Consider the following 26440-nt stretch of genomic DNA (forward strand, 5'->3'; position numbering starts at 1 on the left):
ATCCTTACGGCACGGGTCTGTCCACTTCCCCGCGCCAGCCGCCGGTCTCGGTGCCCCGGCCCTCGATGAACTCCTTGAACCGCTTGAGGTCACCCTCGACCCGACGGTCGACCACGTGCAGCTTCTCGCCGGCCTTCTCCACCATGCCGTCCGGCTCGAACTCCATCTGAGCCGTGACGCGCGTGTTCTCAGCGTCCAGCCGGTGGAACGTCACCACGCCGGACTGCTTCGTGCCGCCGACCGAGGTCCATGCCACCCGCTCGTCCGGCAGCTGCTCGGTGATGCGGGCGTCGAACTCCCGCTTCACACCGGCGATCTCGGTCTTCCAGTGCGTGGTCGTGGCGTCGAGCTGACGAATCTCCTGGACCCCCTCCATGAAGCGGGGGAACTCTTCGAACTGGGTCCATTGGTTGTACGCGGTGCGCACCGGCACCGCGACGTCGACTGACTTGGTCACGCCACCCATGTGGCTTGATACCTCCTCATGTCTGCCGGTTCCCGCGCCTGGGCGAAGCGGTTACCAGCGTTGTGTCTCGTTGTGGTGACCGAGCGCGGCCCAGGCCTCGGACACCGTCTGGAACCGGACCCCGGACGGGAGCCGGTCGATCTCCGCGAGCACGTCGTCGGGCGCCTCGTTGCCCTCGGCGTCGCGGCGCAGGCGGTCGCGGTCGCCCGGCAGCGCCGAGCGGTTGATGTACCGCCCGAACCGGCTGCGCAGCTCGACCTCCTCGGCCGTCATGCCCTGCGGCGCGCCGGAGCCGTCGTCGCCTCCCGGCACCATGCTCGGCTCGGGCTGGTCCTCGCCGGCCGGCTCGGCCTCGCGGAACTCCTCCGCCCGGCCGCCGGCGGTGCCCTTCACGACCCCGTCGACCTCGTGCGCGAGCTCGTCGTCAACACGTGGACTGTGTTTTGCGTTGCCCCGTTCCATGCGTTTTGAGGTTCCCAGGGGTCCAGGGGCTAAACCCGTCGCAGGGCAACCATCCGCCCCAGGGACCTCAGTCCTCCGCCGGCGTGCGGGGCGGCAGCACCGGGTCGTCGACCTTCTCCGCGCCGGCCTGGAGCTCCCGTCCGCGCTGCACCTCGGCGTTGACCTCCACGCCGAACAGCACGGCCGAGTTGACCAGGTAGATCCACACCAGGAAGGCGATGACGGCGCCCAGACTCCCGTACGTCTTGTTGTAGGAGTCGAAGTTGGCCACGTAGAGGCCGAAGCCGAACGACGCGAGGCCGGTCGCCAGCAGCGTGACGAAGCCGCCCACGGTCAGCCAGCGGAACCGGGGCTGCCGGACGTTCGGCGCGATCCAGAACAGCATCGCCAGCAGCAGCATCGCGATCAGCACGAGCACCGGCCACTTGGCCACCGTCCAGGCGAGCTGCGGCGCCCGGCCCAGATCGAGCCGCTCGCCGATCGCGGTCGTCACCGGCCCGCTGACGATCAGCATGAGCGCGACCAGCGCCAACAGCACGAGGGCCGCCATGGTGAGCAGGATCTGGAGCGGGCGCAGCTTCCAGACGGGCCGGCCCTCCTCGACGCCGTAGATCGCGTTGGAGGCGCGCGTGAAGCCGCCGACATAGCCGGACGCCGACCAGATCGCGGTCAGCAGACCGAAGCTGAGCAGCACACCCGCCGAGCTCTTCGCGCTGACCACGCCCTTGATCGCGTCGACGACCCCCTCCTTGTCGACGACCGAGGCGGCGCCCATGTCGCGCAGGAGGCCGACCACGGTGTCGACGGTGCGGTCACCTTGCGAGACCAGGTTGACCAGGGCGACCACCACGATCGCCGACGGGAAGAGCGCCAGCACGGTGTAGTAGGTCAGACTCGCCGACCAGTCCGAGCAGTTGTCGTTGACGAAGCCCTTGCCGGCGCGGACGAGCACGCCGCGCCAGGTGCGCCAGTTGAGTTGCCGGACCCGGCGCGGCAGCGCGGCAGGGTCGAAGTCAAGGCCTGCCGTGGTCGCCATGGGTCCGCCTCTCAAACCGGGAGCACGGCCGTCCGTACCCAGCGTGACTGTTCCACAAACGCTTCGACGCATGGTGCATGCGGTGTTCGTGATGTTTAGCGCTGTTCCGATCGGGAAGCTCTGAGGCCTGGTGAGGCAGGAACCACGAGGCAAATCGTCGGGAACGCCGGACTTGCGCGGCTACGCCGGTTCGACGCGGGAGGATGAACCCATGCGCATCGCGATGATCTCCGAGCACGCGGACCCGTCCGACGGGGCGGCGAGCGGGGGACGCGGTGTCTTCGTCGGCGACCTGTCCGCCGCCCTCGCGGCCGCCGGGCACGACGTCCGCGTCTACACGCGCGCGGATCACCGGGACGCCACCGACGTGACCGTCGGTGGCGTCTCGGTGATCCGGGTCCCGGCCGGCCCCCCGCGACCCCTGGACGACAGCGAACTGCTTCCGTACACGAAGGACTTCTCGCGTTTTCTGGTCGACCGCTGGCGCGGTGACGGCTGGACCCCGGCGGTGGCCCACGCGCACTTCTGGACCAGTGGCCTGGCCGCGATCACCGCCGGACGGCAGACCGGGGTGCCGATCGTGGAGTCCTACCATGAGCTTGGCACCGCGGCCCGGCGCGGCAACGCGTTCAGCGGACCGCCGCAGCGGATCGGCTACGAGCGGGTGCTCGGCCGCGCGGTCGACCGGGTCGTCGCGCAGAGCCAGGACGAGCTCCGCGAGCTCGTCCGGATGGGCGTGCCGAGGTCGCGCCTGGTGCTGATCCCCGGGGGTGTGGACGACGAGCTGTTCCAACCCGAGGGGCCGGCCCGCGAGCGCGGCCCGCGCCGCCGCGTGCTGTCCGTGGGCGCCCTGACCGCCCGCAAGGGCCACCAGGACGTGATCTCCGCGCTGCGCCTGGTCCCCGACGCCGAGTGCGTCGTCGTCGGTGGGCCGCCGGCGGAGTCACTGGACGCCGACCCCGCGGCGCGCGAGCTTCGCGCGCTGGCCGACCGGTTCGACGTGGGCGACCGGGTCCAGCTGGTCGGACGCGTCCCGCGCCTGGAGATGCCGCTCTGGTACCGCTCCGCGGACCTGCTGGTCGCCGCACCCTGGTACGAGCCGTTCGGCCTGAGCCCGCTGGAGGCGATGGCCTGCGGCGTGCCGGTGGTCGGCACAGCGGTCGGCGGCATCGCCGAGACGGTCGTGGAGGGCCTGACCGGCGACCTGGTCGCACCGCGGGACCCGCGCGCCCTGGGCACGGCCATCCGGCGCTTGCTCGGCGACCCGGTCCGCCATCTGGCATACGCGACCGCGGCCATCGACCGCGCCCGCCAGGTCTACTCCTGGAAGCGGGTGGCGGCCCAACTGTCGGCGGTCTACTCCGCCCTGTCCGGCCTGCACACCCGCCCCAGCGGCGCCGTCGCCTAGGGCCTAGCTCGGCGGCACGTCGGTCCACTCGGCGACCGTCAGGTCGAAGGTGGCGCCGTCCGGCGGGCTCAGGAAACCGCCGTCCGCCGTCACGATGACGTTGGTGCGGGTGACGCGGGCCGTGGTCGGGTCGACGACCAGCCGAGCCGGCGGTTCACCGGCGAAGAAGGAGATCAGCAACCCCTCGTCCGTGTTCTCGACATTCGGGTACGCGGCGAACGCGCGGAAGGCGGCCGCCCGCACGGCCGGCGGCGCCGGCAGTTGCGAGACGAGCGAGACCAGGCTCTGGAGGACCGCCTGCTCGCGCTGCTCCGCGGTCAGGATGCCGGCGCTGGTGCGCACGTCGGCCGCCGCGATGATCTCGTCGATCCGCGCGCTCAGCGCGTTCTCCTCGGTCGGCAGCGCCTGGATCGTCTCGAGGGTCACCGCCGCCCCGCCCAGCGAGAACGGGGCCACCGACGCGGCCTCGACTATCTTCACGGGGCTTGCCTTCGTGCCCGGGGTGGCCGGTGCGGACTCGTCCGTCCGATAGGTGACCCAGTACCGGCCGTCGCGCGCCGTCCAGGTCTCGTACGTCCCACCGTCGGACGACACGACGTTGACGTGCCAGTACGCGCCGGTGCCTTCCGGCGTCCTCGCCGCGGTCGTCGCGGCGGCGAGCAGGATCTGTTCGGCCGACGTCACCGGTCGCGGGCCGCTGCCGATCGCGATCGCCGCTACGGCGACCGCCGCACAGACCGCCAACCCTGACGCGAGGTAGGCGAACGGCCGCCCGCGTAGCCGAGCCGGACGTTCCGATGTGGACAGGTTGTTCAACAGGGCCTCCCGGAGTTGCTGGTGGCGGTCGCCCGGCAGGTTCCGCTCCGCCGGCCGGGGAAGCAGGCGAGCCAGTTCGTCCCGTAGGTCGTTCATCGCGTTTCCTCCGCAGCGAGCCGGACCGCGATCGTGCGGTCACCAACTACCTGTCCGGAACCGGGCAGCGGTTCCTGAAGCCGTTTGCGCGCCCGCGACAGCCGCGATCGCACGGTGCCCACCGGCACCCCCAGGGCCTGCGCCGCCTCCGCGTAGTCGAGCCCCGCGAACACGCACAGCGCCAGCACCTCCCGCTCGGGCGCGCGCAACGCGCTCATCGCGGCCCGCAGGGCGGTGATCCGCTCCTGGTCGGCGAGGCGGTCGGTGACCTCCTCGGCGAAGTCGGGCACGGCCCGCGGTGCCGGCAGTCGGGCGAGCGCGACGTCGTAACGGCGCGCGGCCCGGCGCACGTTGCGCGCCACGTTGGTGGCGATCCCCAGCAGCCACGGCCGCAACGATCCGTCCCCACCCGCGTCGACCCGGCCGCGCAGCCGCCACGCCTCAAGGAAGGTCAGCGACACCACCTCCTCGGCCACCGACCAATCCCCCGTCAGGCGGAAGCCGTGGTTGTAGACCGAACGGGCGTGCTCGTCGAACAGCTGCCGGAACGCGTCCGGGTCTCCCGCACGGACCCGCGCCCGTGTGCTCATCTCCACATTCTCTGACTGTCCGGAAGTGCCGCCCGGGTTCCGTACCGTGGAGGGGTGCCTGACTTCGGCCGTGACCTCAGCTTCGGATCATTCCTCGTCCCCGACGCCAGCGCGCCGCTGCTCGCCACCGCGCGCGAGATCGAAGACCGCGGGCTCGACTGGATCGGCGTGCAGGACCACCCCTACCAGCGGCGGTACGTCGACACCTTCGCCCTGATCAGTGCCATAGCGGCGGCCACCACACGGGTCGGCGTCCTTCCCGACGTGGCCAACCTGCCGCTGCGCCCGCCGGCCGTGCTGGCGAAGACCGCCGCCAGCATCGACCTGCTCAGCGGCGGGCGGTTCGAGCTCGGCCTCGGCGCCGGGGCGTTCTGGGACGCGATCGAGGCGTACGGCGGCCCGCGCCGGGCGCCGGGCGAGTCGCTCGACGCGCTCGAGGAGGCCATCTCCGTCATCCGGCTGGTCTGGAGCGGGCAGCGCAACCTCCGCTTCGAGGGCCGCCACTACCGGCTGGCCGGGGCGCACTCGGGTCCGGAGCCGGCACACGGGATCGGGATCTGGCTCGGCGTGTACGGACCGCGCGCGCTGGCCATGGCCGGCCGGCTCGCCGACGGCTGGGTGCCGTCACTGCGCGAGGAGATCGCCCCGCTCGCGGCCGCGGCGGCCCGGCTCGACGAGGCGGCGGCGGAGGCCGGCCGGAACCCCGCTGACATCCGCCGCGTGCTGAACGTCAACGGCCGGATCACCGACGGCGCGCGGGAGGGGCTCCTGCGCGGACCGGTCGACCAGTGGGTCGACGAGCTCACCGACCTGGCCGTCGGCTACGGGTTCGACACGTTCCTGTTCTGGGGCGACGGGCCGGACCAGCTGCCCCGCTTCGCCGAGGAGGTCGTCCCGGCCGTGCGCGCTCAGGTCAGCGGTGAACGCGCCGGGTAGGTGGCCAGCCGCCCGCACATGCCGTAGCCGCGCTCCGGAGGCGCGCCCAGCACGGTCAGCCGGCCGTCGTGCAGATGGTGGACGCCGCCGTCGCCGAGGCGGTCGAGCTGGTCGCCGGTGGCGGTCGCGGCGGCCAGCGGACCGTCCCGCCAGCGGTCGCGCCAGCCGGGCAGGTCGTCGCGCACCAGCGCCGCCGCCCGAGCGTAGAACTCGGCGAGCGCGGGTGCACCGCCGGCCCGCAGCCCCAGGAAGCCCTCGACCGCGAGATCCTTGCGCCTGCGCGCACCGCCGGCCGGGTCGTCGGACGGCAGCGTGGCGGCCGCGCGATAGCTCGCCGCGTCGGCCAGGTGCGCCGGCGGGAACGTCAGCACCGCGTCGCCGGCCTCGGGCAGGCCCGCGTTCTGCATCACCACCAGGATCCGGAGCCCGCCGTCGTTGACGAGCCGGTGCACGACGCCCGGCGCGAACCAGGCGACGGTCAGTGGGGTCAGCACCGTCTCGGCGAAGCCGTCGGCGCCGAGCGTCTGCAACCGGCCGCGGCCCTCGAGCACGACGTAGCCCTCGGTGCAGACCAGGTGCACGTGCGCCGACCCGCCGGGCAGGCCGTCCGGGCCGGGCCAGTCGTAGACGGACAGGTGGGTGACGCCTGTGCCGCCGGGGAACGCCGTCATCCCGCCAGCCTCGCGCAGGTCTTGTGGTCGAGGTCGCCGTCGGCGACGACGACGCGGTAGCGCAGCCGCAGCGTCTCGCCCGGGGCGACGGTGCGCACCTCCGCGAACGCGGCCGGGCACAGCACCGCGTAGACCTCGCTGCGGACGAACCAGGGCGTCGGCCCGTTCAGGTCGGCCATCAGCAGCGTCGCGTGCTCGCCGTCGCCGTCGTGCCGGCCGGTGAACGCCATCCACGGCGCCCGAGCGCCGTTGAGCTCGTCGGTGCCCTCCGCGTCGGGGATCCGCACGGTGCCGCCGCTGAAGCTGCGCGGCCCCCGCCAGAACAACCCGCTGTACGCCGCACCGTCGCGACCCTCGGTCGACGGGCTGCCGATGGCGACGTCCGAGACACCGACGTTGCGCAGGGCGGTGCCCAGGTCGAGCTGCCAGGCACCGTCCTCGGGAAGCGCGGTGACGTCGAGCGTCCGCTCCTCGGCGAACACCGCCCGGCTGTCCTGCGTCACCCAGGTCAGCTCCTCGGTGACGCCCACGGCCGCGTCATGGGCGGACAGCCGGGTGAACCGGTCGTGCCGCTGCGTGCCGTTGTTGGGCAGCTGGGCGTAGCCGCCGTAGGGGCGCAGGTAGGTCGGGCCGCCCCAGAAGTTGTCGGCACCGACGTTGGCCAGCGCCAGCGAGAGCCCCTTGTGCCAGACGTGGTCGTGCGGCCGGTAGAGGCTGATCGGCCGGCCCTCGAGAGTCCACATCGGATGCAGGTACGGCTTGGGCGACTCGAGCTGGTCGTCCCAGGGCCGGTAGACGTAGCGGAACAGATCCCGGTCACACCAGCTCACCCGCAGCGCGCGGCCGTGCTCGTGGGTCAACGCCAACCCGGTCCGTCCAGGATCCGTCATGCCACCTCCTGACGCGCCACGATCCGCCACGGCGGACCGCCGCCCCGCATCTGCTCGTAGAACGGCGATCCCGGCCCCAGCTCGTCCGGGCCGACCGGCCGGCCGGTGAACGCCGACGCGTAGATCGCGGCCACCAGGCGCATCGTGCGGCGTGCCTCGGCCAGCGTCACCGGTGGCCGCTCCCCCGCCTCGATCGCGTCGAGCACCGCCGCGAACTGCGCCCGGTGCCCGCTCGGCACGCCGCGCTCACCGCCGTGCCACGCGCCGAGCACCGCCTCCTCGTGGCCCGGTGCCGCGGTCACCCGCCAGGCGTCCTCCCCGTACCCGTAGAGGTGGGTGAGCTCGACGGTCGCGCGGGCGAAGTCGAACCGCAGGTAGCTCTGCTCCCGTGGGGAGATCACGCTGTTGACCACAGAGGCCACGCAGCCGTCCGCGAAGCTCACGTGGGCCAGCGACAGGTCCTCGGTGTCGACGTCGCGGGCCTGCCGGCGGGCCATGGCGCTGACCTGTGTCCAGTCGCCCAGGATCGCGAGCAGCAGGTCCATCTGGTGGATGCCGTGTCCCATCGTCGGGCCGCCGCCCTCGGTGTCCCAGCGGCCCCGCCACGGCACGTCGAAGTACTGCTGCGGCCTGTGCCACGTGGTCTGGCAGATGGCCAGCAGCGCCCGGCCGAGCACGCCGGATCGGTAGAGCGACCGCAGGCGGCGCGCGCCTGAGCCGAAGCGGTGCTGGAACACCGTCGCGACATGCCGTCCACTGTGGCCGGCGGCCGCCTCGAGCTCGGCGAACTGGCGCAGCGTCAGCGTCGGTGGCTTCTCGACCAGGACGTGGGCGCCGTACGCCAGCGCGGTGCGGGCGGCGTCGAGGTGCGCGCCCGGCGGCGTGCAGACGTGCACCAGGTCGGGCCGGGTGGCGTGCAGCACCCGGGCCAGGTCGGTGCCGGCGTGCGGTATCTCGTGCGTCTGGCAGAACGAGCGGGCCAGCGCCCCGTCGACGTCGACCCCGGCCACCAGGTCGACCCGGTCGCCGAGATCCCGGAGAGCCTGTGCGTGGATCCCGGCGATGGTGCCGGTGCCGACCAGCGCGACCCGCACGCTCATCGGATGCCGGACTTCTGGAGTTGCTCGGTGAACTCCTCGCGCACCTTGTCGCCGCCCTGGGCACGCCAGTCGCTGATCACCTGGTCGAGCTGGCTGAGCGGCTGCCGGCCGGCGATGATGTCGTTCTGGCCGTTGAGCACGATCTGGCCGAGCACCGGCTGCTTGCGCGACCACTCGTCGGAGAACAGGTTGTTGGCCACCACCGGGTCGGGCACGGACGTGTCGATGATGGTCTTCTGGTAGTCGTAGGAGGTCTGTGTGGCGTCGGGGCGGCCGGGGATGAAGATGGTGTCGGGCGCGTCGACGATGTAGCGGATGCCCAGCGCGGTCTGGCTGACGCCGGCCTGGGTGTAGACGGGACCGCCATTCTGCATCGTGTAGTGCGCCCCTTCCTGCCCGTACCGGCGGAACAGCCACTCGGCCGTGCCGAACGGCGCGGCCAGGTAGTCGCAGAGCTTGAGCAGGTCCTTGATCCGTCCTTCGTCGGCCTTCTTGAAGACGGTGAAGTTGTTGATCGAGCCGGCGTTCGACTGCCACGTCGGCGCGAAGCCGCCACCGTCGTACTTCGGCGGCCGCATGCCGCTGATCTTGAATTCCGGACCCGCGATGTTCTCCGCGTAGAACTGTGGCCACGCCGTGTAGCGGTCCGCGGTCAGCATCGCCTCACCGGCGTTGAACCAGCGCTTCACCGGAGCGTTGTTGGCGAAGCTGTCGGGGTGCACCACCCCGTCCTTGTACAGCGTGACCACATCGGACAGTGCCTTGCGGAACTCCTCGGTCTCCACCACGTTGGTCAGCTTGCTGCCGTCCCAGCGCCAGCCGTTGGGCGCGCCGAGCATCTGCTGGACCAGGTGCATCAGGCCGCCGGCGTTGACGATCGCCCACCGGTTGGCCTTGGCGTCGGTGACCTTCCGGCAGAAGTCCGCGAACTCGGCGAAGCTCTTGGGGTCGGGATCGACCCCGAGCTTGGCGATGACGTCGTCGCGGCGGAACATCAGCGTGCCGGCGACTCCGCGCGGCACCGGCACGCCGTAGATGCCGCCGTTGTAGACGCACTGCTTCCACGCCGCGGTCGGGATGTTGGCCAGGTTCGGGTACTCCTTGACGGCGTCACCGCCGAGGTGCGGCGTGAGGTCCGTGCACTTGGCGTTCATCCACTGTGGAAGGTTGCCGATGCCGGCCGGCACGCCGTTGGGCAGGAAAAGCGCCGGCACGATCAGGTCCGGCAGGTCGTCGCCGGTGATCAGGGTGGAGAACTTGGTGGCCATCTCCGCGCTGGGCGTGATGGTCAGCTGCAGGTCGACGCCGAGCCGGCGGTCGAGCTCCTGCCAGAACGGGTTGTTTCCCTTCGGCGGCGGCACCGGCGAGCCGGTCAGCACGAACGCCGAAACCGTGCCGCCCTTCATCGGCGGCCCGCCGAACTGGGCGACCGGTGGGCTCGGGTACGCCCGGAAGGCGTTGAGCAGCCCGTTGGCGTTGCCCGGCAGGTCGGGGGTGACGACCGTCGAGGGCACGTACGCGGGCAGCTTGACGCTCTGGTTGGCCTGCGCGCTGTTGTCGGCGCCGCCCCCTCCGCCGTCCCCGCAGGCGGCGAGCAGGGATCCGGCGGCCAGCGCGGTCGCGCCCGAGAGCAGGGTGCGGCGGTTCACGGGCCTGTGCAGGTAGCTCATGAGCGGTCTCCTTGTCAGCCTTTGACGGCGCCGACCAGCACGCCTTTCGTGAAATGGCGCTGGATGAAGGGATAGACGAGCAGGATCGGCACGATCGAGACGACGAGGATCGCCATCTGGAGCGCCTCCTGCGGCGGCAGGTCCGCGGTGCCGACCTGGTCGACACCGAGCTGCTGCTGGTTGACCACGTACGTGCGGAGCACGAGCTGGATCGGCCACTTGGCGGCGTCGTTGAGATACAGCAGGGCGCTGAAGAACGCGTTCCAGTAGCCGACCGCGTAGAAGAGGCCGATCACGCTGAGCACGGCCTTGGAGAGCGGTAGCACGATGCGGGCGAAGATCTGGCCGTCGGAGGCACCGTCGATCCGGGCGCTCTCCACGAGCTCGGCCGGGATCTCCATGAAGAACGCCCGCAGGATGACCACGTTGAAGGCGCTGACCACGGCCGGCAGGATGACCGCCCAGTACGAGTCGATCAGGCCGAGCAGGTCGATGGTCAGGTAGCCCGGGATGATGCCCGGCGTGAACAGGAGCGCGCCGACGACCACCATCAGCACCGGTCGGTGGCCGAACGACCCGGGCCGGCTCAGCCCGTACGCCAGCAGGGTCGTGCTGGCCAGGCTCAGCGCGGTGCCGACGACGGTGATGAACACGCTGACCGCCACGGCCCGGGGCACGACGCCGCCGGTGAAGAGTGCGCGGTAGGCCGCGAAGGTGACCTCGTCGGGGATGACGACGAAGCCGCCGGAGCGGACGATCTGCTCGCGGGTGGACAGGCTCGTGGAGACGATGCCGACGAACGGCACGACGATCAGGGCACAGCAGACGGTCAGCAGCACGCCCTTGACCGCCCGCACGGGGACGGTGGTCGCCGAGCCACGGGCGCTCATCGGGCCTCCCGGCGATAGAGTCCGGCTTCGCCGAACGCGTGCGCGAGCTTGTTGGCGCCGAGCACCAGCGCGACGCCGACCAGCCCCTTGACCAGCCCGACGGCGGCGCTGACGCCCCAGTCGCTGCGCACGATGCCGTTGTTGTAGACGTAGGTGTCGAGTACCTCGCTGGCCCGGATGCCGACCGCCTGCTGTTGCAGGATGATCTGCTCGAAGCCGACGGTGAGCGCGTCGCCGAGCCGCAGGATCAGCAGCAGGACGATCACGCTGCGCAGGCCGGGCAGCGTGACGTGCCACATCTGCCGCATCCGGCCCGCGCCGTCGACCGCCGACGCCTCGTAGAGCTCCGGGTCGATCCGCGACAGCGCCGCCAGGAACAGGATCATCGCCCAGCCGGCCTCTTTCCAGAGCACCTGTCCGGTGACGAGCTCCTTGAAGACGGCGGCGTTGCCGACGATGTCGATGGTCCCGAGGTCGTGCTGGCGGAGGAACGTGTTGATCGGCCCGCTGCCGCCGAGCAGCTCGTTGAAGATCGAGATGACGATCACCCACGACAGGAAGTGCGGCAGGTAGAGGATCGTCTGCACGGTGCGCTTGAGCCGCTCGGAGAGCAGGCTGTCGAGCAGCAGCGCGAGGCCGATCGGCAGGGTGAACACGATGCCGATCTGCAGGAGCATGATCACCAAGGTGTTGCCGAGCGCGGTCAGGAACAACGGGTCGCCCTCGACGAGGACCCGGAAGTTCGCCAGGCCGACCCAGGGGCTGTCGGCCAGGCCCAGGTACGGCTGGAAGTCCTTGAACGCGATAACGTTGCCCAGCAGGGGCAGGTAGTGGAACGTCAGCAGCAGCCCGAGGCCCGGCAGGATCGCCAGCAGCAGGAAGCGGTCGCGGCGCACTCGGCCCGGTGGGCCATCGAGCGGTCGCGCCACCGCCGCCTCCTCTCGCTCGCCGCGTTCCGGACAGCCGCCATCGACCCGGGCCGCGCCTCCTGGCGACCCCGGCGGACGGCCGGCAGGGTTCGAGAAGGGCTCCGATACATATCGAAACTCTTCCGGAAGATTTCCAACACGCTAACGACTGACAGCGGCGCACGTCAATGGAGCGCAGTGGCGTGATTCGATGTTGTGAGCGCGCTGCTTCCGGAACGGCACCCGTCAGCGGGAGTGCGCCCGGCGCAGGCCGCCGAACCACTGCGCGGCGGCGATCTCCTGTGCCACCGCCTGGTCCCGGAGGACGACATCTCGATCACCGGCCTGCTCGCGGAGCGGACGGCCGCGCGCACGGGCACGGTGCAGCGCGTCCCGGCCACCACGCCGCGTTCTGGTCCCACCCGAAGGAGTTCGCGGCGCTGTCGACCAGGATCGCCTAGCGCGGGATCGACCGCAGTTCGCGCAGGGTGTACCTGGCCACGGCCTCGACCATCTTGATGCCGGCCTGCTGTGTCTCGTGGTGACCCGAGAGCACCGCCACGAGCCAGTCGCGGCCGGGCTCGACGAGCCGCCCGATGGTGTTGACCTGCCAGAGGCCGCCGTCCGCGGAGATGTTGTCCCACCCGTTCTTGACGTAGGTCGCCGTCGCGTCCGGGCCGGCGGCGGCCGGCACTCCCCAGTCCTGGGTCTCCTCGACCTGGCTCATCAGGTCGAAGAGATACGCGCGGTCGCTCGCGCGCAGGGGACCGGCCTCGTCCGTCAGCGCGGTGAGCAGGCGGACCTGGTCGGCCGCCGTCGTCATCGCCATCCCCCAGTGCACGCTGGGCGTGGTCTCCTTCAGGCCGAAGGTCCGGTTGGCCACGGCCAAGCCCGACCTTCCGCCGATCTTGTTGAACAGCGCCGTCGCGGAGGCGTTGTCGCTCGCCGTGATCATCTTCTCGGCCTTGTAGCGGTCGCCCTCGGTGAGCTCCTTGCCCTGCTGCTTCGCCCGCAGCAGCAGGGCCGCCAGGATGTCGACCTTGACGATGCTGGCCGTCTGGAAGCGCGTCTTCCCGAGCGTCAGCCCGACGTCGGACGTGCGGTCCCGCACGGCCACCGTGATGCGGCCGTTTCCGTTCTCCGCCAGGTACGCCGCGACCTTGGTCCTGGCCAGGGCCAGGTAGTCCGGTGTCGGGCTGGGCGTGGGCGAGGGGGACCGTCTCACCGGGCTCACCGGACCGGCGTCGTTGGCCTGCAGGCGCCACACCGCGCCCGCCCCGGCCGCACCGCCTCCCGTGACGGCCAGCACGCCCAGCGCCAGGACCGCGCGACGGGACGCCCGGCCGCGGGGCGCGCTCATCGGCGGAACTCCCGGCACACCATCGGGTCGTCGTCCGCGACGAGGACCCGGCTGACCTTGCCGACCTTGTCGTCGGGCGACAGCTTGAAGATGCTGAAGTAGATGACGCTGTGCTTCGGCATCTTCGCCGGGTCGATCACCAACGCGGTCTCCTTGGCCGACCCGTCCGGCCCGGTCACCTCCGCTGTCCGAAACACTTTGCTCGTGCTGGGCAGTTCCTTCTTCTTCGGGAAGCAGTAGGCCTGCGTCTTGACGACGGCGGGGATCCCCGCGTCCGCCAGCGCGTCCTCCAGGGCGACGGGGTCCAGGATCTGTTCGTAGTTCAGGGTCAGCTTGACCGTCTGGTCCTGCTGTTTGACCAGGGAGAACGCCGCGGGTGTGAGGCTCGGGCCGCCGTCGGGAAAGGTGCCGGGCCGGTTCGTGGTCGTCGGCAGGGCCAGCGCGAGCGCGGCCACGACCGCGACGCCGCCACCGGCGGCCAGGCCGAGCAGCTTGCGCCCGCGCCGCCTGGCACGGCCGCGCCGCTCGATCACCTCGACCGGACGCTCCATCCGTACGCCGGACAGGCTCTGCTTGAGGGCGTCCAGCACCTCGTCGTCGCTCATGACGGAACCCCCTGACTGGCGGCGGGAACGAACTGCGTCCGCAGGCTCGCGGTCGCGCGGGACAGGTGGACCGCCACGGTCTTGGCAGAGATGCCCAGCACCTGGGCCACGGTGTTGGTGTCGAGGTCGAGCCAGATGCGCAGCACGACCACCTCCCGCTGTCGCTGCGGCAGCCGGCGCACCGCGGCCAGCAGACCGTCGTGCATGCCGGCCGACTCGTCGGCGACCTCCACCTGGTCGTGACCGTCGAGCGGCACCTCCCGCCGGTGGCGCCGCCACCAGGACACGCGGATGTTGAGCGCGGTGCGCACCACCCAGGCGGCCGGCGCCGGATGCCGGCTCACCTTGTGCCACGAGGCCCAGGCCCGTGCGAACGCCTCAGCGACCAGGTCCTCGGCCAGCGCGCGACTGCCCGTGCTGGCGAGCACGGCGCGTAGGCAGTTGTCCCTGGAACGTTGGTAGAAGTCCGCGAACTCCTCCCGGTCCCGATCCACACCCGCTTTACGCACCCGCGCCCCGATCCATTTACCGCCGGACCGGAGAAATCTTCGCGGTCCGCGCACGCAGCGATCAGGATGCCGCTGACCAGCGGGGACGCCGAGAAGATGTTCGGCAGATCACGCGCGGCGGACGCGGCGGCCGGTACCCTCGGCCGGTGTCCTCGCGGCCAGGCCCTACTCTGCGTGAGCTGTGTGTGCAGGCGCTGTCATCGGTCGAGCACGGTTACGACCTGCTCGCGCCGAAGTTCGACCACACGCCCTTCCGCACGCCCGACAGCATCCTGCGGGCGACCACCGACGCGCTGGCCGAGCTGGGGCCGTTCGAGCAGGGGCTGGACGTGTGCTGCGGCACCGGCGCCGGCATGGAGGTGCTCCGCTCGCTGTGCCAGCGGTCCACGGGTGTCGACTTCAGCGCCGGCATGCTCGCGCAGGCACGCGATGCGCATCCGGAGGCCACGTGGGTGCGGGCCGACGTCCGGGCCATGCCGTTCGCCGAGGGCTTCGATCTCGCCGTCACGTTCGGCGCGCTCGGACATTTCCTGCCGGCGGAACGGCCGGCCCTGTTCGAGGGCGTCTACCGCGCGCTGCGACCGGGCGGCCTGCTCGCCTTCCCGATCGGTGCGATCCCGTCGCCGACCTCGGTCGCGTACTGGGGCACGCTCGGGTTCGACCTGGCCATGCGGCTCCGCAACGCGGTGTGGCGCCCGCCGTTCGTCATGTACTACCGCACCAACCAGCGGCCGGCGGTCCTCGCCGACCTGACGACAGCAGGGTTCAGCGCGAGCACCGTCGCGCTGCCGGACGGCGGGATCAGCTACCAGCTGATCCTCGCGCGCAAGCCGGTCAGACGCGGGCGATCATCTTGATCTCGACCAGTTGGCCGGGGATGGCCAGCCGGGTCACGCCGACCAGCGTGCTCGCAACCTGCGGGTCGTCCCGGCCGTAGGCGGCCTTGCGCACCGGGCCGGCGGCCGCGAAGGCCGCGTCGATGTCGAGGGCGTAGATGGTCTCCTCGACGACGTCGTCCAGGGTCGCGTCGAAGCGCCGGAGCAGGACGTCGGCGTTGTGGTACGTCTGTTGCATCTGCTCACCCATGTTGCCGAAATCGCTGACGTCACCCTGGTCGTCGAGCGGCGCCAACGCGACCAGGTCCGCGCCGTCGTTGGCGAGCTGGCCGGACAGGTAGATCGAGTCCCCCCGCTTGATCGCCTGGACGTAGCCGTACGACTCCTCCCAAGGAACCCCGAAGCTCTCGACGCGGACGTTCGATGACATGGCACTCCCCCGATCTGCCGGTCTACGCAGGCCGTATTGACGCGGTCGAGAGATCCAAACCAGCGGCGCGGGCATGGCATTGGTCCGAATCGGAGCGATTACGCTGACGGCGATCCAGCCTCGGGGGAGCCTGCATGCGCTTCGGACGGACCCTGCGCGCGATCGTGGCCGTGGGCGCGCTCGCGGCGCTCGTCGCCACCCCGGCCTCCGCGGTGCTGGCCCCGCCCGACTCCCCCAGGCCACCGACCGTCACCAGCGGCGACATCCGGTTCGCCCGGCCGCCTGCGGCGTTGCGCTACGGCAGTGCGCGGGAGGCCGGCCTGACGCCCCGCTACGTCGACCGGATCCACGACACCATCGCGGCTTACCTCCAGCCCTCGCCCACGCACCCAGCGAGCCGCGACTGAGTGACGAGCGGGCCGGCTCCGTGCCCGGGTGCCGTGGGCCGGCTGGGGGGTCAGCCGACCGACTCCGCGGCGGGCAGTGATGCGGCTGGAGCTCTGACCTTGGTCGCCGCCAGGTAGAAGACGATCAGCAGGATCGACAGGACGAGCAGGCAGGGTCCGAGGGCACCGGCTCCGAACTTGCCCATCAGGATGCCGATGCCGGCCGGGATCAGCGAGCCCCCGAGACCCGCGCCGCCGATCTGCATGCCGATCGCGCGGTCCGCGTGCGCCTGGCCGACCCGGTCGGCCGTGGTCAGGGTGAGCAGCGGGAACACCGGCGCGGCCGCGAAGCCGATCACCGCGAGGCCGGCCACCGTCACGGAGGCGTGCAGCGGCAGCGCCACCAGCAGCGCACCGGCTGCCATTCCGAACAGGCTGCCGACCAGGATCTTCGTGGGGTCGAACCGTTCTGAGGCCACCCCCTGCACGACCCGGCCGACGAAGAGCATGCCCCAGTACAGCGACACGCACAGTCCGGCGACCGCGGCGCTGATGCCGCGCGACTCGGTCAGCAGCAGGAACGCCCACAGGCCGGCGCCGGCCTCGACCGCGACGTAGACGGCGAAGGCCAGCACGCCGAGCCACACGGCCGGGAGGGCGAGCGTCTCGCGGGTGCGCACCTTCGCCGTCGTCGGCTGGGCCGCCACCGCCGTGGCGACGGCGTCGCCGACCGGGACCGCCGCTTGCAGGGGTGCGGGCTCCGACCGGGCGACCTCGCCGTGCCGGACCCAGCGGCGCACCGTCAGGAAGAACGCCAGCGCCAGACAGGCCTGCGCGGACGCGACGATGCCGTAGCCCCAGCGCCAGCCCAGCCCGCCGCTGATCACCGCCGTCATGATCAGCGGGCCGATCGCGACGCCCAGGCCGAAGAACGCGTGCAGCCAGTTCATGTGCTTGGCGCCGAACGCCGCCGCGGCGTACGCGTTGAGTCCCGAGTCGATCGCACCGCCGCCGAAGCCGGCGAGCAGGGCGAACGGCACCATCACCGCGTACGCCGGGGACAGCGCGTAGCCGGCCAGCGCGGCGCTGGCGGCCGCGGTGCTGAACGCCAGCAGCCACCCGACCCCGACCCGGGCGAGGGTGAAACCGGCGGCCACGCTGGAGATGAAGTAGCCGGTGGTGGACGCGATCAGCAACAGGCCGACCGCCTCCGTGGCGACCCGGAAGTCGCCGGCGATCGAGGGCCAGGCCACCCCGAGCAGGCCGTCGGGCAGGCCAAGGCTGATGAACGCGAAGTACGACAGGATCAGCAACGAGAGGCGGATCGGTCGCACGGAGGGGGCGGGTGTCACCGGCCGATGATAAGGACGAGAGCGCTCTCCGTGCGCGGTCACCCGTGGTCGAGCACGAACCGCGAGACCCCGGCCGCGAGGTCGACGTCGTAGCGGTCGGTGGCCGACGACCAGCCCGTGCCCTCGATGACCGTATTGCCGGGTATCCCGGTGCGGGTGACGCCGTCGACCACGACGCTGCCGGCGCCACCGCCGACCCGGACCCGCACCGGAGCACCGTCGACCAGACGCACCTGGAACTCGCCGGCGCCACCGGTCATCCGCACCGGCATTGTCCCGCGCGGTGCGGGCAGGGTGAGCTCGACCCGCCCGACGCCGGCGACGAACTCGACCGCGGACACGTCGCCGCCGCGCAGGTCGATCCGCTCGTCCTCGGCGCCACCGCCGAGCCGCAGGTGCCAGCGCACGGCGCGGTGCAGCGTCACGTCGACGGCGGCCGGGCCGGGCAGCCCCGTGCCTTGGGTGAGCAGGCGCAGGTCGGCATCGTCGCGCTGCACCCACGGCGCGATCCTGGCGTCGTCCGCCGTGCGTACCCGGTAAAGGTCGTCGCCCAGGTCCGCGACCCGCACCGTCACCGCGGTGACGCCACTGTCCAGCGTGAAGGTGGCCGCGTCGAGGCCGTCGCGGGAGTCGGTCACGGTGTGGCCCGCGGGCTGGCCGGCCCGAGCCGGTTCGTATGCCCAGTGCGGTCGCGGACGCGCGGGGCCGGGCGCGGCACAGGCGGCGAGGAGGAGCACCAGCAGCGGCGCGACGGCCCGGGCCATCCGACTCATAGGTGTTCTTCTACCGGCCGGGTCCGGCCGGCGCACCGCTTGATCGGCGCTGGGGTCCAACCCGGACAGGTCAGTCAAAGTCGCCCGAACGGCCGACTGGTGCAACCCGGACCGCCAGGCAGACTTGCGGGAATGCGCGAGACGACCCCCAGCATTCTCACGGGCAGCCAGCGCCTCTACGCCTGGCTTGCCTTCATGGCGATCGCCGTTCAGGCACCTATCTCCGCCCACCTGCTGCACGACGACTCCTGGCTGCTCAGCATCCTGGTCGGGATGATGATCGGAACATTGATCCTGGTCGACGACGCGCAGCGGCGCCAGCCGGTCACCGACAACGCGGAATAACGACCGGCCGGCGCCCCGCTACCGCTAGGCCTCCTTGCCCTCCTGCGGCCGGATCACCTGGGTCTGCTCCGCTTCCTGCTCGGGCGGCGAGGTCGGATCGGCCACGGTCGGCTTGCCGCGACCCCGGTCCGCCGCGGCCGTTGCCGCCGGCTCGTCGCCGGCCGGAGGCTGCGCACCGGCTACCGGCAGGCCCTGCGCCGGCGTCGGCTCGCGCATCCCGGGCACGATGTGCGACTCCTCGGGGCGCGGGATCACCTGGGTCTGCTCGGCCTCGGTGCTGATCACCGTCGTCTCGGCCCGGTCGATGTCGGCACGCGCGGCCGCCTCACGCCGCTCGGCCTCGGCCCGGGCCGCCTCGACCCGGGCGGCCTCGGCACGGGACCGCTCCTCGTCGACGCGCCGCTGCTCGGCCGCGGCCTTCTCGGCCTGGTAGGCCTGCGCCCGCTCGCGGATCACCGCGGACTCCGCGGCCACCCGGTCCAGCCAGCGCTCCCAGCGGCCCTGCATCGGCTTGACCAGCCCGCCGCCGACTCCGACGATCAGGATGCCGGCGACCGTGGCGAGCACGGCGACCAGCACCGGCTGGGTCACGGTGGTGGCGATGCCGACCTGGTTGAGCGCGGCGATCACGCCGAGGCCGACGATGAAGACCCAGACCACGGTCGCGATCAGCCGGCCGTACGATAGGCCGCCGAGAGCGCCGTTGATCAGGTCGCGGACCGCGCTGGCGATCGCCGTGGCCACCACCAGGATGACGATCGCGATGAACGCCTTCGGCAGCCAACCGACCACTGCGGAGATCAGGTCGCTGATGGGGTTGGGTCCCCAGATTCCGAAGGCCAGCTGGAGCGCGAACAGCAGGATCGCGTAGTACGCCAGGCGGGCCAGGATGTCGCTCGCGTCGTGTCGGGATCTCTCCAGCCGCTCGCCGATCCCGGAACGCCGCACGGCCCGGTCGAAGCCGACCCGGGTCAGCAGGGTGCCGACCAGCTTGCGGACGACCCGGGCGATCAGGTAGCCGACCAGCAGGATCGCGAGGAAGGCCAGCGCCTTCGGCACGAAGAGCAGCACAGACCGCCACATGTCGGTGAGGGCGGCGCCGATGTCCATGTCAGACCTTCCGTCGGGGTGGATGTCAGCGGACGGCATTACCCGTACGGCGGCTCCGGCAATCCCCGGCCGTCAGCGGTCGGCGAGCCACCACGGCGGACGGCGGTTACGCTGCTGGCATGTCAGGCTCCGGACCGTCGTCACCGCCGCCGGCGGGTCCGGCGACCGACGGCTGGGATCCGGGGCTGCTCGCGGTCGTCGACCTGGTGTTCGGCTCACCGGTGGCGATGGCGTTCCTGCACGGTGACCGGCTGCGCCTGATCTACAACGACGCGTACGGGCAGCTCCTCGGCGACCGCCATCCGGACGCCTACGGCGCTCCCGCGGCCGACGTGTTCGGTGCCGTCTGGGACGGCCCGGCCGGCGCCGCGGTCCGCGAGGCCCACCACACCGGGTTCGTGCCCCGTGACCCGGAGTGGCCGGTGGTCGACGACGGCGAGCCCGACCCGGCCCTGCCCAGCCGCGGCCTGTCCGCGGTGCGCGACGGCACCGGCCGGATCGCCGGTGTGCTGGTCGTCGCGGTCGAGCCGGTCCCGGTCGCGCATCGGCTCCACGGCCTCAGCGAGCTGGCCGAGTCGCTGGCCGGCACGCTCACGCTCGACGAGGTGGCCCGGGTCGCGCTGGGCTACGGCCTGTCCTTCCCCGACGTCCACCAGGTGGCGTTCGGGGTCGACGACGGCGACGACTGGCGCGTGGTCCGGCGGGTCCGCGGCGAGGTGCTCGACGACGCCGACGAGCGGCTGCCTCCGGTCTGGCGGCGGATCGCCTCCGACTCTCTGTCGCCGCTGGCCGTGGCTGCCGGGGCCGGCCTCGCCCGGTTCACCGCCGACGGCCACCCGCTGCGCGAGTCCGCGCTGGACCGGCACGACCAGAAGGTCCGCGCGCTGGGCGCCCTCCCGCTGCGCACACCCTCGCTGCGCGGCGCGCTGACCGTCGGCCGGCACGACCAACACCCGTGGTCGCCCGCCGAACGGGCACTGCTGACCGCGGCCGCCAAGCTCGTCGCGCAGGCCGCCGAGCGCGCCCGCCGGTTCGAGAACCAGCACGGCACCGCACAGTTGCTCCAGCGCAGCATGCTGCCCGAGAACCTGCCCGACGACCCCCGGTTCCGGCTCGCCGCGCGCTACGACCCGGGCGTCGACGGCAACGCGGCCGGCGGCGACTTCTACGACGCGTTCGCCCTGCCCGGTGGCCGGCTCGCGGTGGTGCTCGGCGACGTGGTCGGGCACGACGTGCGCGCGGCGGCGCTGATGGGCCAGGTGCGGGCGGCGCTGCGCGCGCTGGCCCTCACCGACCCTGCGCCGACCAGCGTGCTCACCGGCCTCGACCGGCTGGTCGCCAGCCTGGGCGAGGAGGCCCGCACAGACGAGCTGTTCGTGACGGTGACGTACGCGGTGATCGACCGCGACGCGGTCCTGACCGTGGCGAGCGCCGGGCATCCGCCGCCGCTGGTCCGCCACGCCGGCGGCGGTGCCGACTATCTCGAGGTGCCTGTCGGCACGCCGCTGGGCCTCGGCGGTCTCCGCCGGTCCACGGTGTCCCGGCTGGCGCCGGGCGAAACCCTGCTGCTGTTCAGCGACGGCGTGGTCGAGCGGCGCGGGCTCGACCTGGGCGCCGGCCTGGAGAAGGTGGCGGCCAGCGTGGGTGCCGCCAGCGGTGGCGACCCGCGCAGCCTGTGCGCCGTCGCCTGCGCCGCTGTCGGCGGCACCACCGACGACGACGTCGCCGTGCTCGCGGTCGAGCACGCGACGGCGCCGAGCCGCTCGGCGGGCATGGAGATCCCGGCCGAGCCGACCGCGCCGGGCCGGGTCCGGCACTGGATGTCGGCCCAGCTCGCCGCCTGGAACGTGCCCGAGCAGGTGATCGGCGCGGCGGTCCTGTGCGCCAGCGAGCTCGCGACCAACGCGCTGCTGCACGCCGGCACGGCCGCGCGGGTGCAGGTCGACCTGAGCGCCGAGCGCCTGCTGGTGGCGGTCTCCGACAGCGGCACCCGCGGCGCCGTCACCCGCGCCCATGCCGAGACCCTGAGCAGCCGAGGTCGCGGGCTCGGGCTGATCGAGGAGCTGAGTGACGCGTGGGGCACCGACCCCGCGGTGCGCGGTTCGACCGTCTGGTTCGAGATCGGAATCCGCGCATCGAACGCCGCCTGACGGGGTAAACGGGCTCCCATGAGCGCACCGGTGGGCGTCCTGTTCGACGTCGACGGCACCCTGATCGACAGCACCTACCTCCATGCCATCACGTGGTGGGAAGGCTTCCGCGCCGGCGGGTACGACGTGCCGATAGCGCAGATCCACCGGGCCGTCGGGATGGGCTCCGACCGCCTCCTCGACCACCTGCTCGGCACCGAGCGCGACCGCTCCCGGGACGAGCTGGTCAGCGCGGTGCACAGCGAGCGGTACGCGCCGTACATGTCGCAGCTGCGGCCGCTGCCCGGAGCCGCTAACCTGCTGCGGGCCTGCCACGAGCGCGGGCAGCGCGTGGCGCTCGCGTCGTCCGCGACACCGGAGGAGCTCGGTGCGATGCGCGGCGCGCTGGCCGTCGACGACGCGATCGACGGCGCGACCTCGTTGGGTGACGCCGACCGGAGCAAGCCCGAGCCCGACATCATCGAGGCCGCCCTGCGTGTGGTGGGCCTGTCCGTCGCCCAGGCCGTGTACGTCGGCGACTCCATCTGGGACGTCGCGGCCTGCGCCAAGCTCGGCGTGCCGTGCGTGGCGCTCACCTGTGGCGGCACGTCCCGGGCCGAGCTCGCGGGCGCCGGCGCGGTCGCCGTGTACGAGGACCCGGCCGACCTGCTCACCCACCTCGACGACTCGCCGCTGACCAAGGCGTGAGCGCCGCCGACGCCGCGTTCGCGATCCTCGGCGTCGGCGCGCTGCTCGCGGGTGTGCTGCCCCGCGCGCTGGAGCGCCGTCCACTGTCGATGCCGATCGCGTTCCTCCTCCTCGGCATGATCGTCTTCGCGCTGCCCCTGCTGCCGGACCCTGACCCGATCCAGCACGACGTGCTGGCCACGCACCTGACCGAGGTCGGCGTGATCGTGGCGTTGATGGGTGCCGGCCTGAAGATCGACCGCCCGCTCGGCTGGCGGCGCTGGTCGTCGACCTGGCGGCTGCTGGCGATCGCGATGCCGATCACCATCGCCGCGGTCGCGCTGTTCGGCTGGTGGTGGGCGGGGCTCGTACCGGCCACCGCGCTGCTGCTCGGCGCGGCCCTCGCGCCCACCGACCCGGTGCTCGCCGCCGACGTGCAGGTCGGCGAGCCGACCGACGAGGAGGACTCCGAGGACGAGGTGCGGTTCGCGCTCACCTCCGAGGCCGGGCTCAACGACGGGCTGGCGTTCCCGTTCGTCTACGCGGCCATCCTGATCGCCCAGCACGGCGCGGCGCCGGGCGGTTGGCTGGCCGAGTGGCTGAGCCTGGACGTGCTCTACAAAGGACTCGTCGGCGTCGCCGGCGGGCTGTTGGTGGGCAAGCTGCTGGGCAAGCTGTTCTTCCGCGCCCGTTCCGAGACGCTCCGGCTGGCCCGGCACTCGGAGGGCTTCCTGGCCCTGGCGGCCACCTTTCTGGCGTACGGCGTGGTCGAGGTGGCCGGCGGCTACGGGTTCCTCGCGGTGTTCGTCGCCGCCCGCGCGATCCGCTCGGCGGAGCGCTCGCACGAGTACCACCAGGTGCTGCACGACTTCGCCGAGCAGGTCGAGCGGCTGCTGACCGTCCTGCTGCTCCTGCTCTTCGGGGGCGCCGTGGTGTCCGGCCTGCTGGCCCCGCTGACCTGGCCGGCCGCGCTGGTCGCGCTGGCACTGGTCTTCGTGGTCCGACCGCTGGCCGGCTGGCTGTCGCTGCGCGGTGCGCCCGGGCGGCCCGCCGAGCACTGGGTGATCGCCGCGTTCGGCATCCGCGGCATCGGCTCGTTCTACTACCTCGCGTACGCCACCTCGCACGCCGACTTCCCCGGCGAGCCGCTGCTCTGGGCCACGGCCGGGCTGGCGGTGGTGGTTTCCGTTGTGGTGCACGGGATCGCGGCCACGCCGGTGATGGCCCTGCTCGATCGCGCGGGCGAGCGAACAGCTGACGCTTCCGAGGTGCGGTAGTCCCTTTTCATGCTGTAATCACCGCAAATGTCGATACGGGGGTTTTGGCATGATTTCATCGTTCAACCGGCGCACCGCGCTCGGGCTGGGCACCATGGCGACCGCAGGTGCGGTCCTGGGCCTGCAGGCGCCCGCGGCGGCGGACCCGGACGTGCTCGACGGCGCACCAGTGATCGAGTCGACGCCGCAGGAGGCGGCCGCCAAGGTGGGCCAGGTCTACCAGCGCGAGATCGCGGTCGCGAAGGGCAACTGGCACGCGCTGGTCACGGTGGCGTCCACGCGTGAGGTCGTCGCGGTCGCGGACCAGGTCGACACCGTCGTCGAGGCATACAGCGTCAACAAGCTCGCCGTCGCGATCGCGGTGCTCGACAAGGTCGACCGCAAGCTGCTCTCGCTCAACCAGCGGGTCAACGTGACCTCGGGGCTCGTGGCGGCCGGCGGCGACGGCATCTTCCGCCTGGACGGCGCGTACCCGAGCTCCGTGACCCTCGGCCACGTGCTCGCCGCGCTGCTGACCGTCTCCGACGACACGGCCTCGCGGCTCTGCGGGCTGGTGGCGCCCGCCGCCGAGATCAACCAGATCCTGCGCAAGAAGGGCTTCACCCGCACGCAGGTGCAGCCGGTGGGCAACCCGAACCAGTTCTACCTGGGTCGCACCACCCCGCGCGAGATGCACACGCTGCTGCGCAAGCTGGTCGCGGGCAAGCTGCTCTCGGCGGCCTCGACCCGGGTGATGCTGTCCCGGCTGCGCTCGCCGATCGCGTTCACCGACGGCATCCGCCGGGAGATGTCCTCATTGGAGCGCGGCCGGATCGCCACCAAGGCCGGTTGGTTCGGCGACGGGCGGCACGAGGCCGGCGTCATCTTCAGCAAGCTCGGCCGGCCGGTGCTGACGTACTCCATCTTCGCGAACGGACAGGCGAACGCCGGCAACTTCGGGGCCACCCACCCGGCCGTCCGAGCCAGGGCACGGATGGGTCGCGCGTTCCTCGACGCGGTCAACACGCTGCCCGGAGACCCGGCCGTGCGGATCGAGCTCGATTTCCACGATCCGTCGAACGGCGGCTGACGACTTTTCGGGGGACATCATGCGAAACGGCTTCATGGTTGGATCTAGCGATCTGTCCATCGGGGAGGATTTCGCATGGGTTCGTCCCTCAACCGTCGCACCGCCCTCGGGCTCGGCACGCTGGCCACGGCCGGGGCTGTCTTCGGCGCCCCGGCCGTCGCCTCGGCGGCACCCACGTCAGCCGCTTCCGGCGCCGAGCCGACGCCGTTGAAGGCCGCGCGGAAGGTCGGCCGGGTCTACCGCAGGGAGAGCGCGGCGGCCGGTGGCAACTGGCAGGCCTACGTCACGGTGAACGGGTCGAGCGAGGTCGCCGTCGACGACGAGAGCGACACGGTGCTCGAGGCCTACAGCGTCAACAAGATCGCGGTGGCGGTCGCGGTGCTCGACAAGGTCGACCGCGGCCTGCTCACCCTCGACCAGCGGGTCGACGTCACGGCGGCGATCGTGGTGCCTGGCGGCGACGGCATCTTCAGCCTGGACGGGGCGTACCCGAGCTCGGTCACCATCGGCCACGCGCTGGCCGCCCTGCTGACCGTCTCGGACGACACCGCGGTCCGGCTCTGCGGCCTGGTCGCCCCGGCCCTCGAGATCAACGAGATCCTGGTCGCCAAGGGCTTCCCGAACACCCAGGTCCAGCCGGTCGCCAACCCGAACCGGTTCTTCCTCGGGGTGTCCACCCCGCGCGAGACGCACGACCTGCTGCGCCAGCTCGTCGGCGGCACGCTGCTCTCCCCCGCCTCGACCGCCGCGATCCTGGCCAAGCTGCGGGCGCCGATCGCGTTCACCGACGGCATCCGCCGGGTGATGTCGTCCGACGAGCGGCTCCGGGTCGCCACCAAGGCCGGCTGGTTCGACAACGCCCGCCACGAGGCCGGCATCATCTTCGACCGCGCTGGCGCACCGGTCCTGACGTACGCCCTGTTCGCCGACGGTCAGTCCGGCGCCGAGGACTTCGGTGCCACCCACCCGGCCGTCCAGGCCCGGGCGAAGATGGGCCGGGCGTTCATCGACACGATCGACACCCTTTCCGGCGACACCGCGCGGACCGCCCGCGCACCCCGCTACCAGCCGTCCAACGGCGGCTAGAGCCGGTGCAGGGCCACCTCGGTCAGCGCGCCGCCGTTGATCTCGGCGGTCATGAAGGTGTGGTGCGGCTGCCGGCGCCGGTCGGTGGGTGAGCCGGGGTTGAGCAGCCGCAGGCCGTTCGCGGCCACGGTGTCCCACGGGATGTGGGAGTGGCCGAAGACCAGCACGTCGGTGTCCGGGAAGCGCGCGGCACAGCGCCCTTCCCGGCCCGTCGCGGCGCCGGTCTCGTGCACGACGGCCAGCCGCACGCCCTCGATGTCGGCATGGGCCACCTCGGGCAGCCGCTCCCGCAGTGCCGGGCCGTCGTTGTTGCCGTAGACCGCGACGAGCCGGCGCGACCGCGCTTCGAGGCGGTCCAGCAGGTCGACGTCGACCCAGTCACCGGCGTGCACGACCACGTCGGCCTCGTCCACCATCATCCACAGTGGAGCGGGGAGGTCTCGGGCCCGCTTGGGCAGGTGGGTGTCGGACATGATGACGACCAGCATCCTTCGTACGTTAGCGCTCGTCGCGGTGCGGGCGGGCCTTACATGTGTCATGGTCAATG

The 26440-nt window shown here is 72.1% G+C and carries 28 protein-coding genes and 1 pseudogene; 10 read left to right on the plus strand and 19 right to left on the minus strand.

Annotated features, from left to right (window positions below; translation table 11 throughout):
• Positions 1 to 4: 4 nt before the first annotated feature.
• The 3 genes from AB0J88_RS16445 to AB0J88_RS16455 form a co-directional block, all read right to left on the minus strand.
• Positions 5 to 466: an SRPBCC family protein gene (locus tag AB0J88_RS16445; protein WP_364343972.1), complete on the minus strand. Its 462-nt coding sequence runs from the start codon at positions 464 to 466 to the stop codon at positions 5 to 7.
• 51 nt (positions 467 to 517) lie between these two features.
• A complete protein-coding gene (locus AB0J88_RS16450) occupies positions 518 to 928 on the minus strand; it encodes a DUF2795 domain-containing protein (RefSeq protein WP_364343969.1) in 411 nt (136 codons plus the stop codon).
• A 67-nt stretch (positions 929 to 995) separates the two neighbouring features.
• On the minus strand, positions 996 to 1964 hold the full coding sequence (locus tag AB0J88_RS16455) for a YihY/virulence factor BrkB family protein (RefSeq protein ID WP_364343966.1): 969 nt from the start codon (positions 1962 to 1964) through the stop codon (positions 996 to 998).
• A gap of 211 nt (positions 1965 to 2175) precedes the next feature.
• Here AB0J88_RS16455 and AB0J88_RS16460 point away from each other — a divergent pair, with 211 nt between their 5' ends.
• Complete coding sequence (locus tag AB0J88_RS16460) at positions 2176 to 3372, plus strand: glycosyltransferase (protein ID WP_364343963.1); 1197 nt, start codon at positions 2176 to 2178, stop codon at positions 3370 to 3372.
• A 3-nt stretch (positions 3373 to 3375) separates the two neighbouring features.
• Here AB0J88_RS16460 and AB0J88_RS16465 read toward each other — a convergent pair whose 3' ends face one another.
• Positions 3376 to 4284 (minus strand): hypothetical protein, encoded by a 909-nt coding sequence (locus tag AB0J88_RS16465; RefSeq protein ID WP_364343960.1) that lies wholly within the window; start codon positions 4282 to 4284, stop codon positions 3376 to 3378.
• Positions 4281 to 4874, minus strand: coding sequence for an RNA polymerase sigma factor (locus AB0J88_RS16470; RefSeq protein WP_364343957.1), 594 nt, complete (start codon positions 4872 to 4874; stop codon positions 4281 to 4283). The genes AB0J88_RS16465 and AB0J88_RS16470 overlap by 4 nt, the downstream gene beginning before the upstream one ends.
• 54 nt (positions 4875 to 4928) lie before the next feature.
• Here AB0J88_RS16470 and AB0J88_RS16475 point away from each other — a divergent pair, with 54 nt between their 5' ends.
• The gene (locus AB0J88_RS16475) at positions 4929 to 5810 is read left to right on the plus strand and encodes an LLM class flavin-dependent oxidoreductase (protein ID WP_364343954.1); all 882 of its coding nucleotides are present in this window, start codon (positions 4929 to 4931) and stop codon (positions 5808 to 5810) included.
• Here the strand turns inward: AB0J88_RS16475 and AB0J88_RS16480 are convergent.
• The 9 genes from AB0J88_RS16480 to AB0J88_RS16520 form a co-directional block, all read right to left on the minus strand.
• Positions 5783 to 6481, minus strand: coding sequence for a cupin (locus tag AB0J88_RS16480; RefSeq protein WP_364343951.1), 699 nt, complete (start codon positions 6479 to 6481; stop codon positions 5783 to 5785). The genes AB0J88_RS16475 and AB0J88_RS16480 overlap by 28 nt on opposite strands.
• On the minus strand, positions 6478 to 7371 hold the full coding sequence (locus AB0J88_RS16485; RefSeq protein WP_364343948.1) for a PmoA family protein: 894 nt from the start codon (positions 7369 to 7371) through the stop codon (positions 6478 to 6480). Before AB0J88_RS16485 ends, AB0J88_RS16480 begins: the two co-directional genes overlap by 4 nt.
• Positions 7368 to 8471, minus strand: a complete 1104-nt coding sequence (locus AB0J88_RS16490) for a Gfo/Idh/MocA family oxidoreductase (RefSeq protein WP_364343945.1) — start codon at positions 8469 to 8471, stop codon at positions 7368 to 7370. The genes AB0J88_RS16485 and AB0J88_RS16490 overlap by 4 nt, the downstream gene beginning before the upstream one ends.
• The gene (locus AB0J88_RS16495; RefSeq protein WP_364343942.1) at positions 8468 to 10141 is read right to left on the minus strand and encodes an extracellular solute-binding protein; all 1674 of its coding nucleotides are present in this window, start codon (positions 10139 to 10141) and stop codon (positions 8468 to 8470) included. Before AB0J88_RS16495 ends, AB0J88_RS16490 begins: the two co-directional genes overlap by 4 nt.
• Positions 10142 to 10155: 14 nt before the next feature.
• On the minus strand, positions 10156 to 11031 hold the full coding sequence (locus AB0J88_RS16500; RefSeq protein WP_364343939.1) for a carbohydrate ABC transporter permease: 876 nt from the start codon (positions 11029 to 11031) through the stop codon (positions 10156 to 10158).
• Positions 11028 to 11960 (minus strand): ABC transporter permease subunit, encoded by a 933-nt coding sequence (locus tag AB0J88_RS16505; RefSeq protein WP_364343936.1) that lies wholly within the window; start codon positions 11958 to 11960, stop codon positions 11028 to 11030. Before AB0J88_RS16505 ends, AB0J88_RS16500 begins: the two co-directional genes overlap by 4 nt.
• A gap of 436 nt (positions 11961 to 12396) precedes the next feature.
• Complete coding sequence (locus tag AB0J88_RS16510; protein ID WP_364343933.1) at positions 12397 to 13299, minus strand: serine hydrolase; 903 nt, start codon at positions 13297 to 13299, stop codon at positions 12397 to 12399.
• Positions 13296 to 13904 carry a hypothetical protein gene (locus AB0J88_RS16515; RefSeq protein WP_364343930.1) on the minus strand — a complete coding sequence of 203 codons (609 nt, stop codon included), beginning with the start codon at positions 13902 to 13904 and terminating at the stop codon, positions 13296 to 13298. The genes AB0J88_RS16510 and AB0J88_RS16515 overlap by 4 nt, the downstream gene beginning before the upstream one ends.
• Entirely contained in the window at positions 13901 to 14398 is a 498-nt protein-coding gene (locus AB0J88_RS16520) for a sigma-70 family RNA polymerase sigma factor (protein ID WP_364737913.1), read from the minus strand. Before AB0J88_RS16520 ends, AB0J88_RS16515 begins: the two co-directional genes overlap by 4 nt.
• A gap of 161 nt (positions 14399 to 14559) precedes the next feature.
• On the opposite strand from AB0J88_RS16520, the gene AB0J88_RS16525 reads away from it, so the two are divergent.
• On the plus strand, positions 14560 to 15270 hold the full coding sequence (locus AB0J88_RS16525) for a class I SAM-dependent methyltransferase (protein ID WP_364343924.1): 711 nt from the start codon (positions 14560 to 14562) through the stop codon (positions 15268 to 15270).
• Here AB0J88_RS16525 and AB0J88_RS16530 read toward each other — a convergent pair.
• A complete protein-coding gene (locus AB0J88_RS16530) occupies positions 15248 to 15679 on the minus strand; it encodes a Rid family hydrolase (protein WP_364343921.1) in 432 nt (143 codons plus the stop codon). The two genes, AB0J88_RS16525 and AB0J88_RS16530, sit on opposite strands and share 23 nt — an antisense overlap.
• 134 nt (positions 15680 to 15813) lie before the next feature.
• On the opposite strand from AB0J88_RS16530, the gene AB0J88_RS16535 reads away from it, so the two are divergent.
• Positions 15814 to 16086, plus strand: coding sequence for a hypothetical protein (locus tag AB0J88_RS16535; RefSeq protein ID WP_364343918.1), 273 nt, complete (start codon positions 15814 to 15816; stop codon positions 16084 to 16086).
• 50 nt (positions 16087 to 16136) lie between these two features.
• On the opposite strand, the gene AB0J88_RS16540 is transcribed toward AB0J88_RS16535, so the two are convergent.
• On the minus strand, positions 16137 to 17417 hold the full coding sequence (locus AB0J88_RS16540; RefSeq protein ID WP_364343916.1) for an MFS transporter: 1281 nt from the start codon (positions 17415 to 17417) through the stop codon (positions 16137 to 16139).
• A 38-nt stretch (positions 17418 to 17455) separates the two neighbouring features.
• Positions 17456 to 18190 carry a hypothetical protein gene (locus tag AB0J88_RS16545; protein ID WP_364343913.1) on the minus strand — a complete coding sequence of 245 codons (735 nt, stop codon included), beginning with the start codon at positions 18188 to 18190 and terminating at the stop codon, positions 17456 to 17458.
• Positions 18191 to 18322: 132 nt separating this feature from the next.
• On the opposite strand from AB0J88_RS16545, the gene AB0J88_RS16550 reads away from it, so the two are divergent.
• The gene (locus tag AB0J88_RS16550; RefSeq protein ID WP_364343910.1) at positions 18323 to 18535 is read left to right on the plus strand and encodes a hypothetical protein; all 213 of its coding nucleotides are present in this window, start codon (positions 18323 to 18325) and stop codon (positions 18533 to 18535) included.
• 399 nt (positions 18536 to 18934) lie between these two features.
• On the opposite strand, the pseudogene AB0J88_RS16555 reads toward AB0J88_RS16550, so the two are convergent.
• Positions 18935 to 19645: pseudogene (locus AB0J88_RS16555) on the minus strand (hypothetical protein); the annotation flags it as partial.
• Positions 19646 to 19764: 119 nt separating this feature from the next.
• Between AB0J88_RS16555 and AB0J88_RS16560 the strand changes: the two are divergent.
• The 5 genes from AB0J88_RS16560 to AB0J88_RS16580 all read left to right on the plus strand — a co-directional run bounded on the left by AB0J88_RS16560 (position 19765) and on the right by AB0J88_RS16580 (position 25893).
• Positions 19765 to 21795 carry an ATP-binding SpoIIE family protein phosphatase gene (locus AB0J88_RS16560; RefSeq protein ID WP_364343907.1) on the plus strand — a complete coding sequence of 677 codons (2031 nt, stop codon included), beginning with the start codon at positions 19765 to 19767 and terminating at the stop codon, positions 21793 to 21795.
• Positions 21796 to 21813: 18 nt separating this feature from the next.
• Positions 21814 to 22482 carry an HAD family hydrolase gene (locus tag AB0J88_RS16565; RefSeq protein WP_364343904.1) on the plus strand — a complete coding sequence of 223 codons (669 nt, stop codon included), beginning with the start codon at positions 21814 to 21816 and terminating at the stop codon, positions 22480 to 22482.
• Entirely contained in the window at positions 22479 to 23738 is a 1260-nt protein-coding gene (locus AB0J88_RS16570; RefSeq protein WP_364343901.1) for a cation:proton antiporter, read from the plus strand. Before AB0J88_RS16565 ends, AB0J88_RS16570 begins: the two co-directional genes overlap by 4 nt.
• 49 nt (positions 23739 to 23787) lie before the next feature.
• Positions 23788 to 24807 carry a serine hydrolase gene (locus tag AB0J88_RS16575; RefSeq protein ID WP_364343898.1) on the plus strand — a complete coding sequence of 340 codons (1020 nt, stop codon included), beginning with the start codon at positions 23788 to 23790 and terminating at the stop codon, positions 24805 to 24807.
• Positions 24808 to 24882: 75 nt separating this feature from the next.
• Entirely contained in the window at positions 24883 to 25893 is a 1011-nt protein-coding gene (locus AB0J88_RS16580; protein WP_364343895.1) for a serine hydrolase, read from the plus strand.
• On the opposite strand, the gene AB0J88_RS16585 is transcribed toward AB0J88_RS16580, so the two are convergent.
• A complete protein-coding gene (locus AB0J88_RS16585) occupies positions 25890 to 26381 on the minus strand; it encodes a metallophosphoesterase (protein ID WP_364343892.1) in 492 nt (163 codons plus the stop codon). The two genes, AB0J88_RS16580 and AB0J88_RS16585, sit on opposite strands and share 4 nt — an antisense overlap.
• Positions 26382 to 26440 lie beyond the last annotated feature (59 nt).

It is taken from the genome of Asanoa sp. NPDC049475, assembly GCF_040676915.1.
GTDB lineage: Bacteria > Actinomycetota > Actinomycetes > Mycobacteriales > Micromonosporaceae > Asanoa.

What these genes read in the sequence shown, in the direction of transcription:
- AB0J88_RS16445 (WP_364343972.1), bottom strand. Translation starts at nt 466, where the DNA reads ATGGGTGGCGTGACCAAGTCAGTCGACGTCGCGGTGCCGGTGCGCACC.
- AB0J88_RS16450 (WP_364343969.1), bottom strand. Translation starts at nt 928, where the DNA reads ATGGAACGGGGCAACGCAAAACACAGTCCACGTGTTGACGACGAGCTC.
- AB0J88_RS16455 (WP_364343966.1), bottom strand. Translation starts at nt 1,964, where the DNA reads ATGGCGACCACGGCAGGCCTTGACTTCGACCCTGCCGCGCTGCCGCGC.
- AB0J88_RS16460 (WP_364343963.1), top strand. Translation starts at nt 2,176, where the DNA reads ATGCGCATCGCGATGATCTCCGAGCACGCGGACCCGTCCGACGGGGCG.
- AB0J88_RS16465 (WP_364343960.1), bottom strand. Translation starts at nt 4,284, where the DNA reads ATGAACGACCTACGGGACGAACTGGCTCGCCTGCTTCCCCGGCCGGCG.
- AB0J88_RS16470 (WP_364343957.1), bottom strand. Translation starts at nt 4,874, where the DNA reads ATGAGCACACGGGCGCGGGTCCGTGCGGGAGACCCGGACGCGTTCCGG.
- AB0J88_RS16480 (WP_364343951.1), bottom strand. Translation starts at nt 6,481, where the DNA reads ATGACGGCGTTCCCCGGCGGCACAGGCGTCACCCACCTGTCCGTCTAC.
- AB0J88_RS16485 (WP_364343948.1), bottom strand. Translation starts at nt 7,371, where the DNA reads ATGACGGATCCTGGACGGACCGGGTTGGCGTTGACCCACGAGCACGGC.
- AB0J88_RS16490 (WP_364343945.1), bottom strand. Translation starts at nt 8,471, where the DNA reads ATGAGCGTGCGGGTCGCGCTGGTCGGCACCGGCACCATCGCCGGGATC.
- AB0J88_RS16495 (WP_364343942.1), bottom strand. Translation starts at nt 10,141, where the DNA reads ATGAGCTACCTGCACAGGCCCGTGAACCGCCGCACCCTGCTCTCGGGC.
- AB0J88_RS16500 (WP_364343939.1), bottom strand. Translation starts at nt 11,031, where the DNA reads ATGAGCGCCCGTGGCTCGGCGACCACCGTCCCCGTGCGGGCGGTCAAG.
- AB0J88_RS16510 (WP_364343933.1), bottom strand. Translation starts at nt 13,299, where the DNA reads ATGAGCGCGCCCCGCGGCCGGGCGTCCCGTCGCGCGGTCCTGGCGCTG.
- AB0J88_RS16515 (WP_364343930.1), bottom strand. Translation starts at nt 13,904, where the DNA reads ATGAGCGACGACGAGGTGCTGGACGCCCTCAAGCAGAGCCTGTCCGGC.
- AB0J88_RS16530 (WP_364343921.1), bottom strand. Translation starts at nt 15,679, where the DNA reads ATGTCATCGAACGTCCGCGTCGAGAGCTTCGGGGTTCCTTGGGAGGAG.
- AB0J88_RS16535 (WP_364343918.1), top strand. Translation starts at nt 15,814, where the DNA reads ATGCGCTTCGGACGGACCCTGCGCGCGATCGTGGCCGTGGGCGCGCTC.
- AB0J88_RS16545 (WP_364343913.1), bottom strand. Translation starts at nt 18,190, where the DNA reads ATGAGTCGGATGGCCCGGGCCGTCGCGCCGCTGCTGGTGCTCCTCCTC.
- AB0J88_RS16550 (WP_364343910.1), top strand. Translation starts at nt 18,323, where the DNA reads ATGCGCGAGACGACCCCCAGCATTCTCACGGGCAGCCAGCGCCTCTAC.
- AB0J88_RS16560 (WP_364343907.1), top strand. Translation starts at nt 19,765, where the DNA reads ATGTCAGGCTCCGGACCGTCGTCACCGCCGCCGGCGGGTCCGGCGACC.
- AB0J88_RS16565 (WP_364343904.1), top strand. Translation starts at nt 21,814, where the DNA reads ATGAGCGCACCGGTGGGCGTCCTGTTCGACGTCGACGGCACCCTGATC.
- AB0J88_RS16575 (WP_364343898.1), top strand. Translation starts at nt 23,788, where the DNA reads ATGATTTCATCGTTCAACCGGCGCACCGCGCTCGGGCTGGGCACCATG.
- AB0J88_RS16580 (WP_364343895.1), top strand. Translation starts at nt 24,883, where the DNA reads ATGGGTTCGTCCCTCAACCGTCGCACCGCCCTCGGGCTCGGCACGCTG.
- AB0J88_RS16585 (WP_364343892.1), bottom strand. Translation starts at nt 26,381, where the DNA reads ATGCTGGTCGTCATCATGTCCGACACCCACCTGCCCAAGCGGGCCCGA.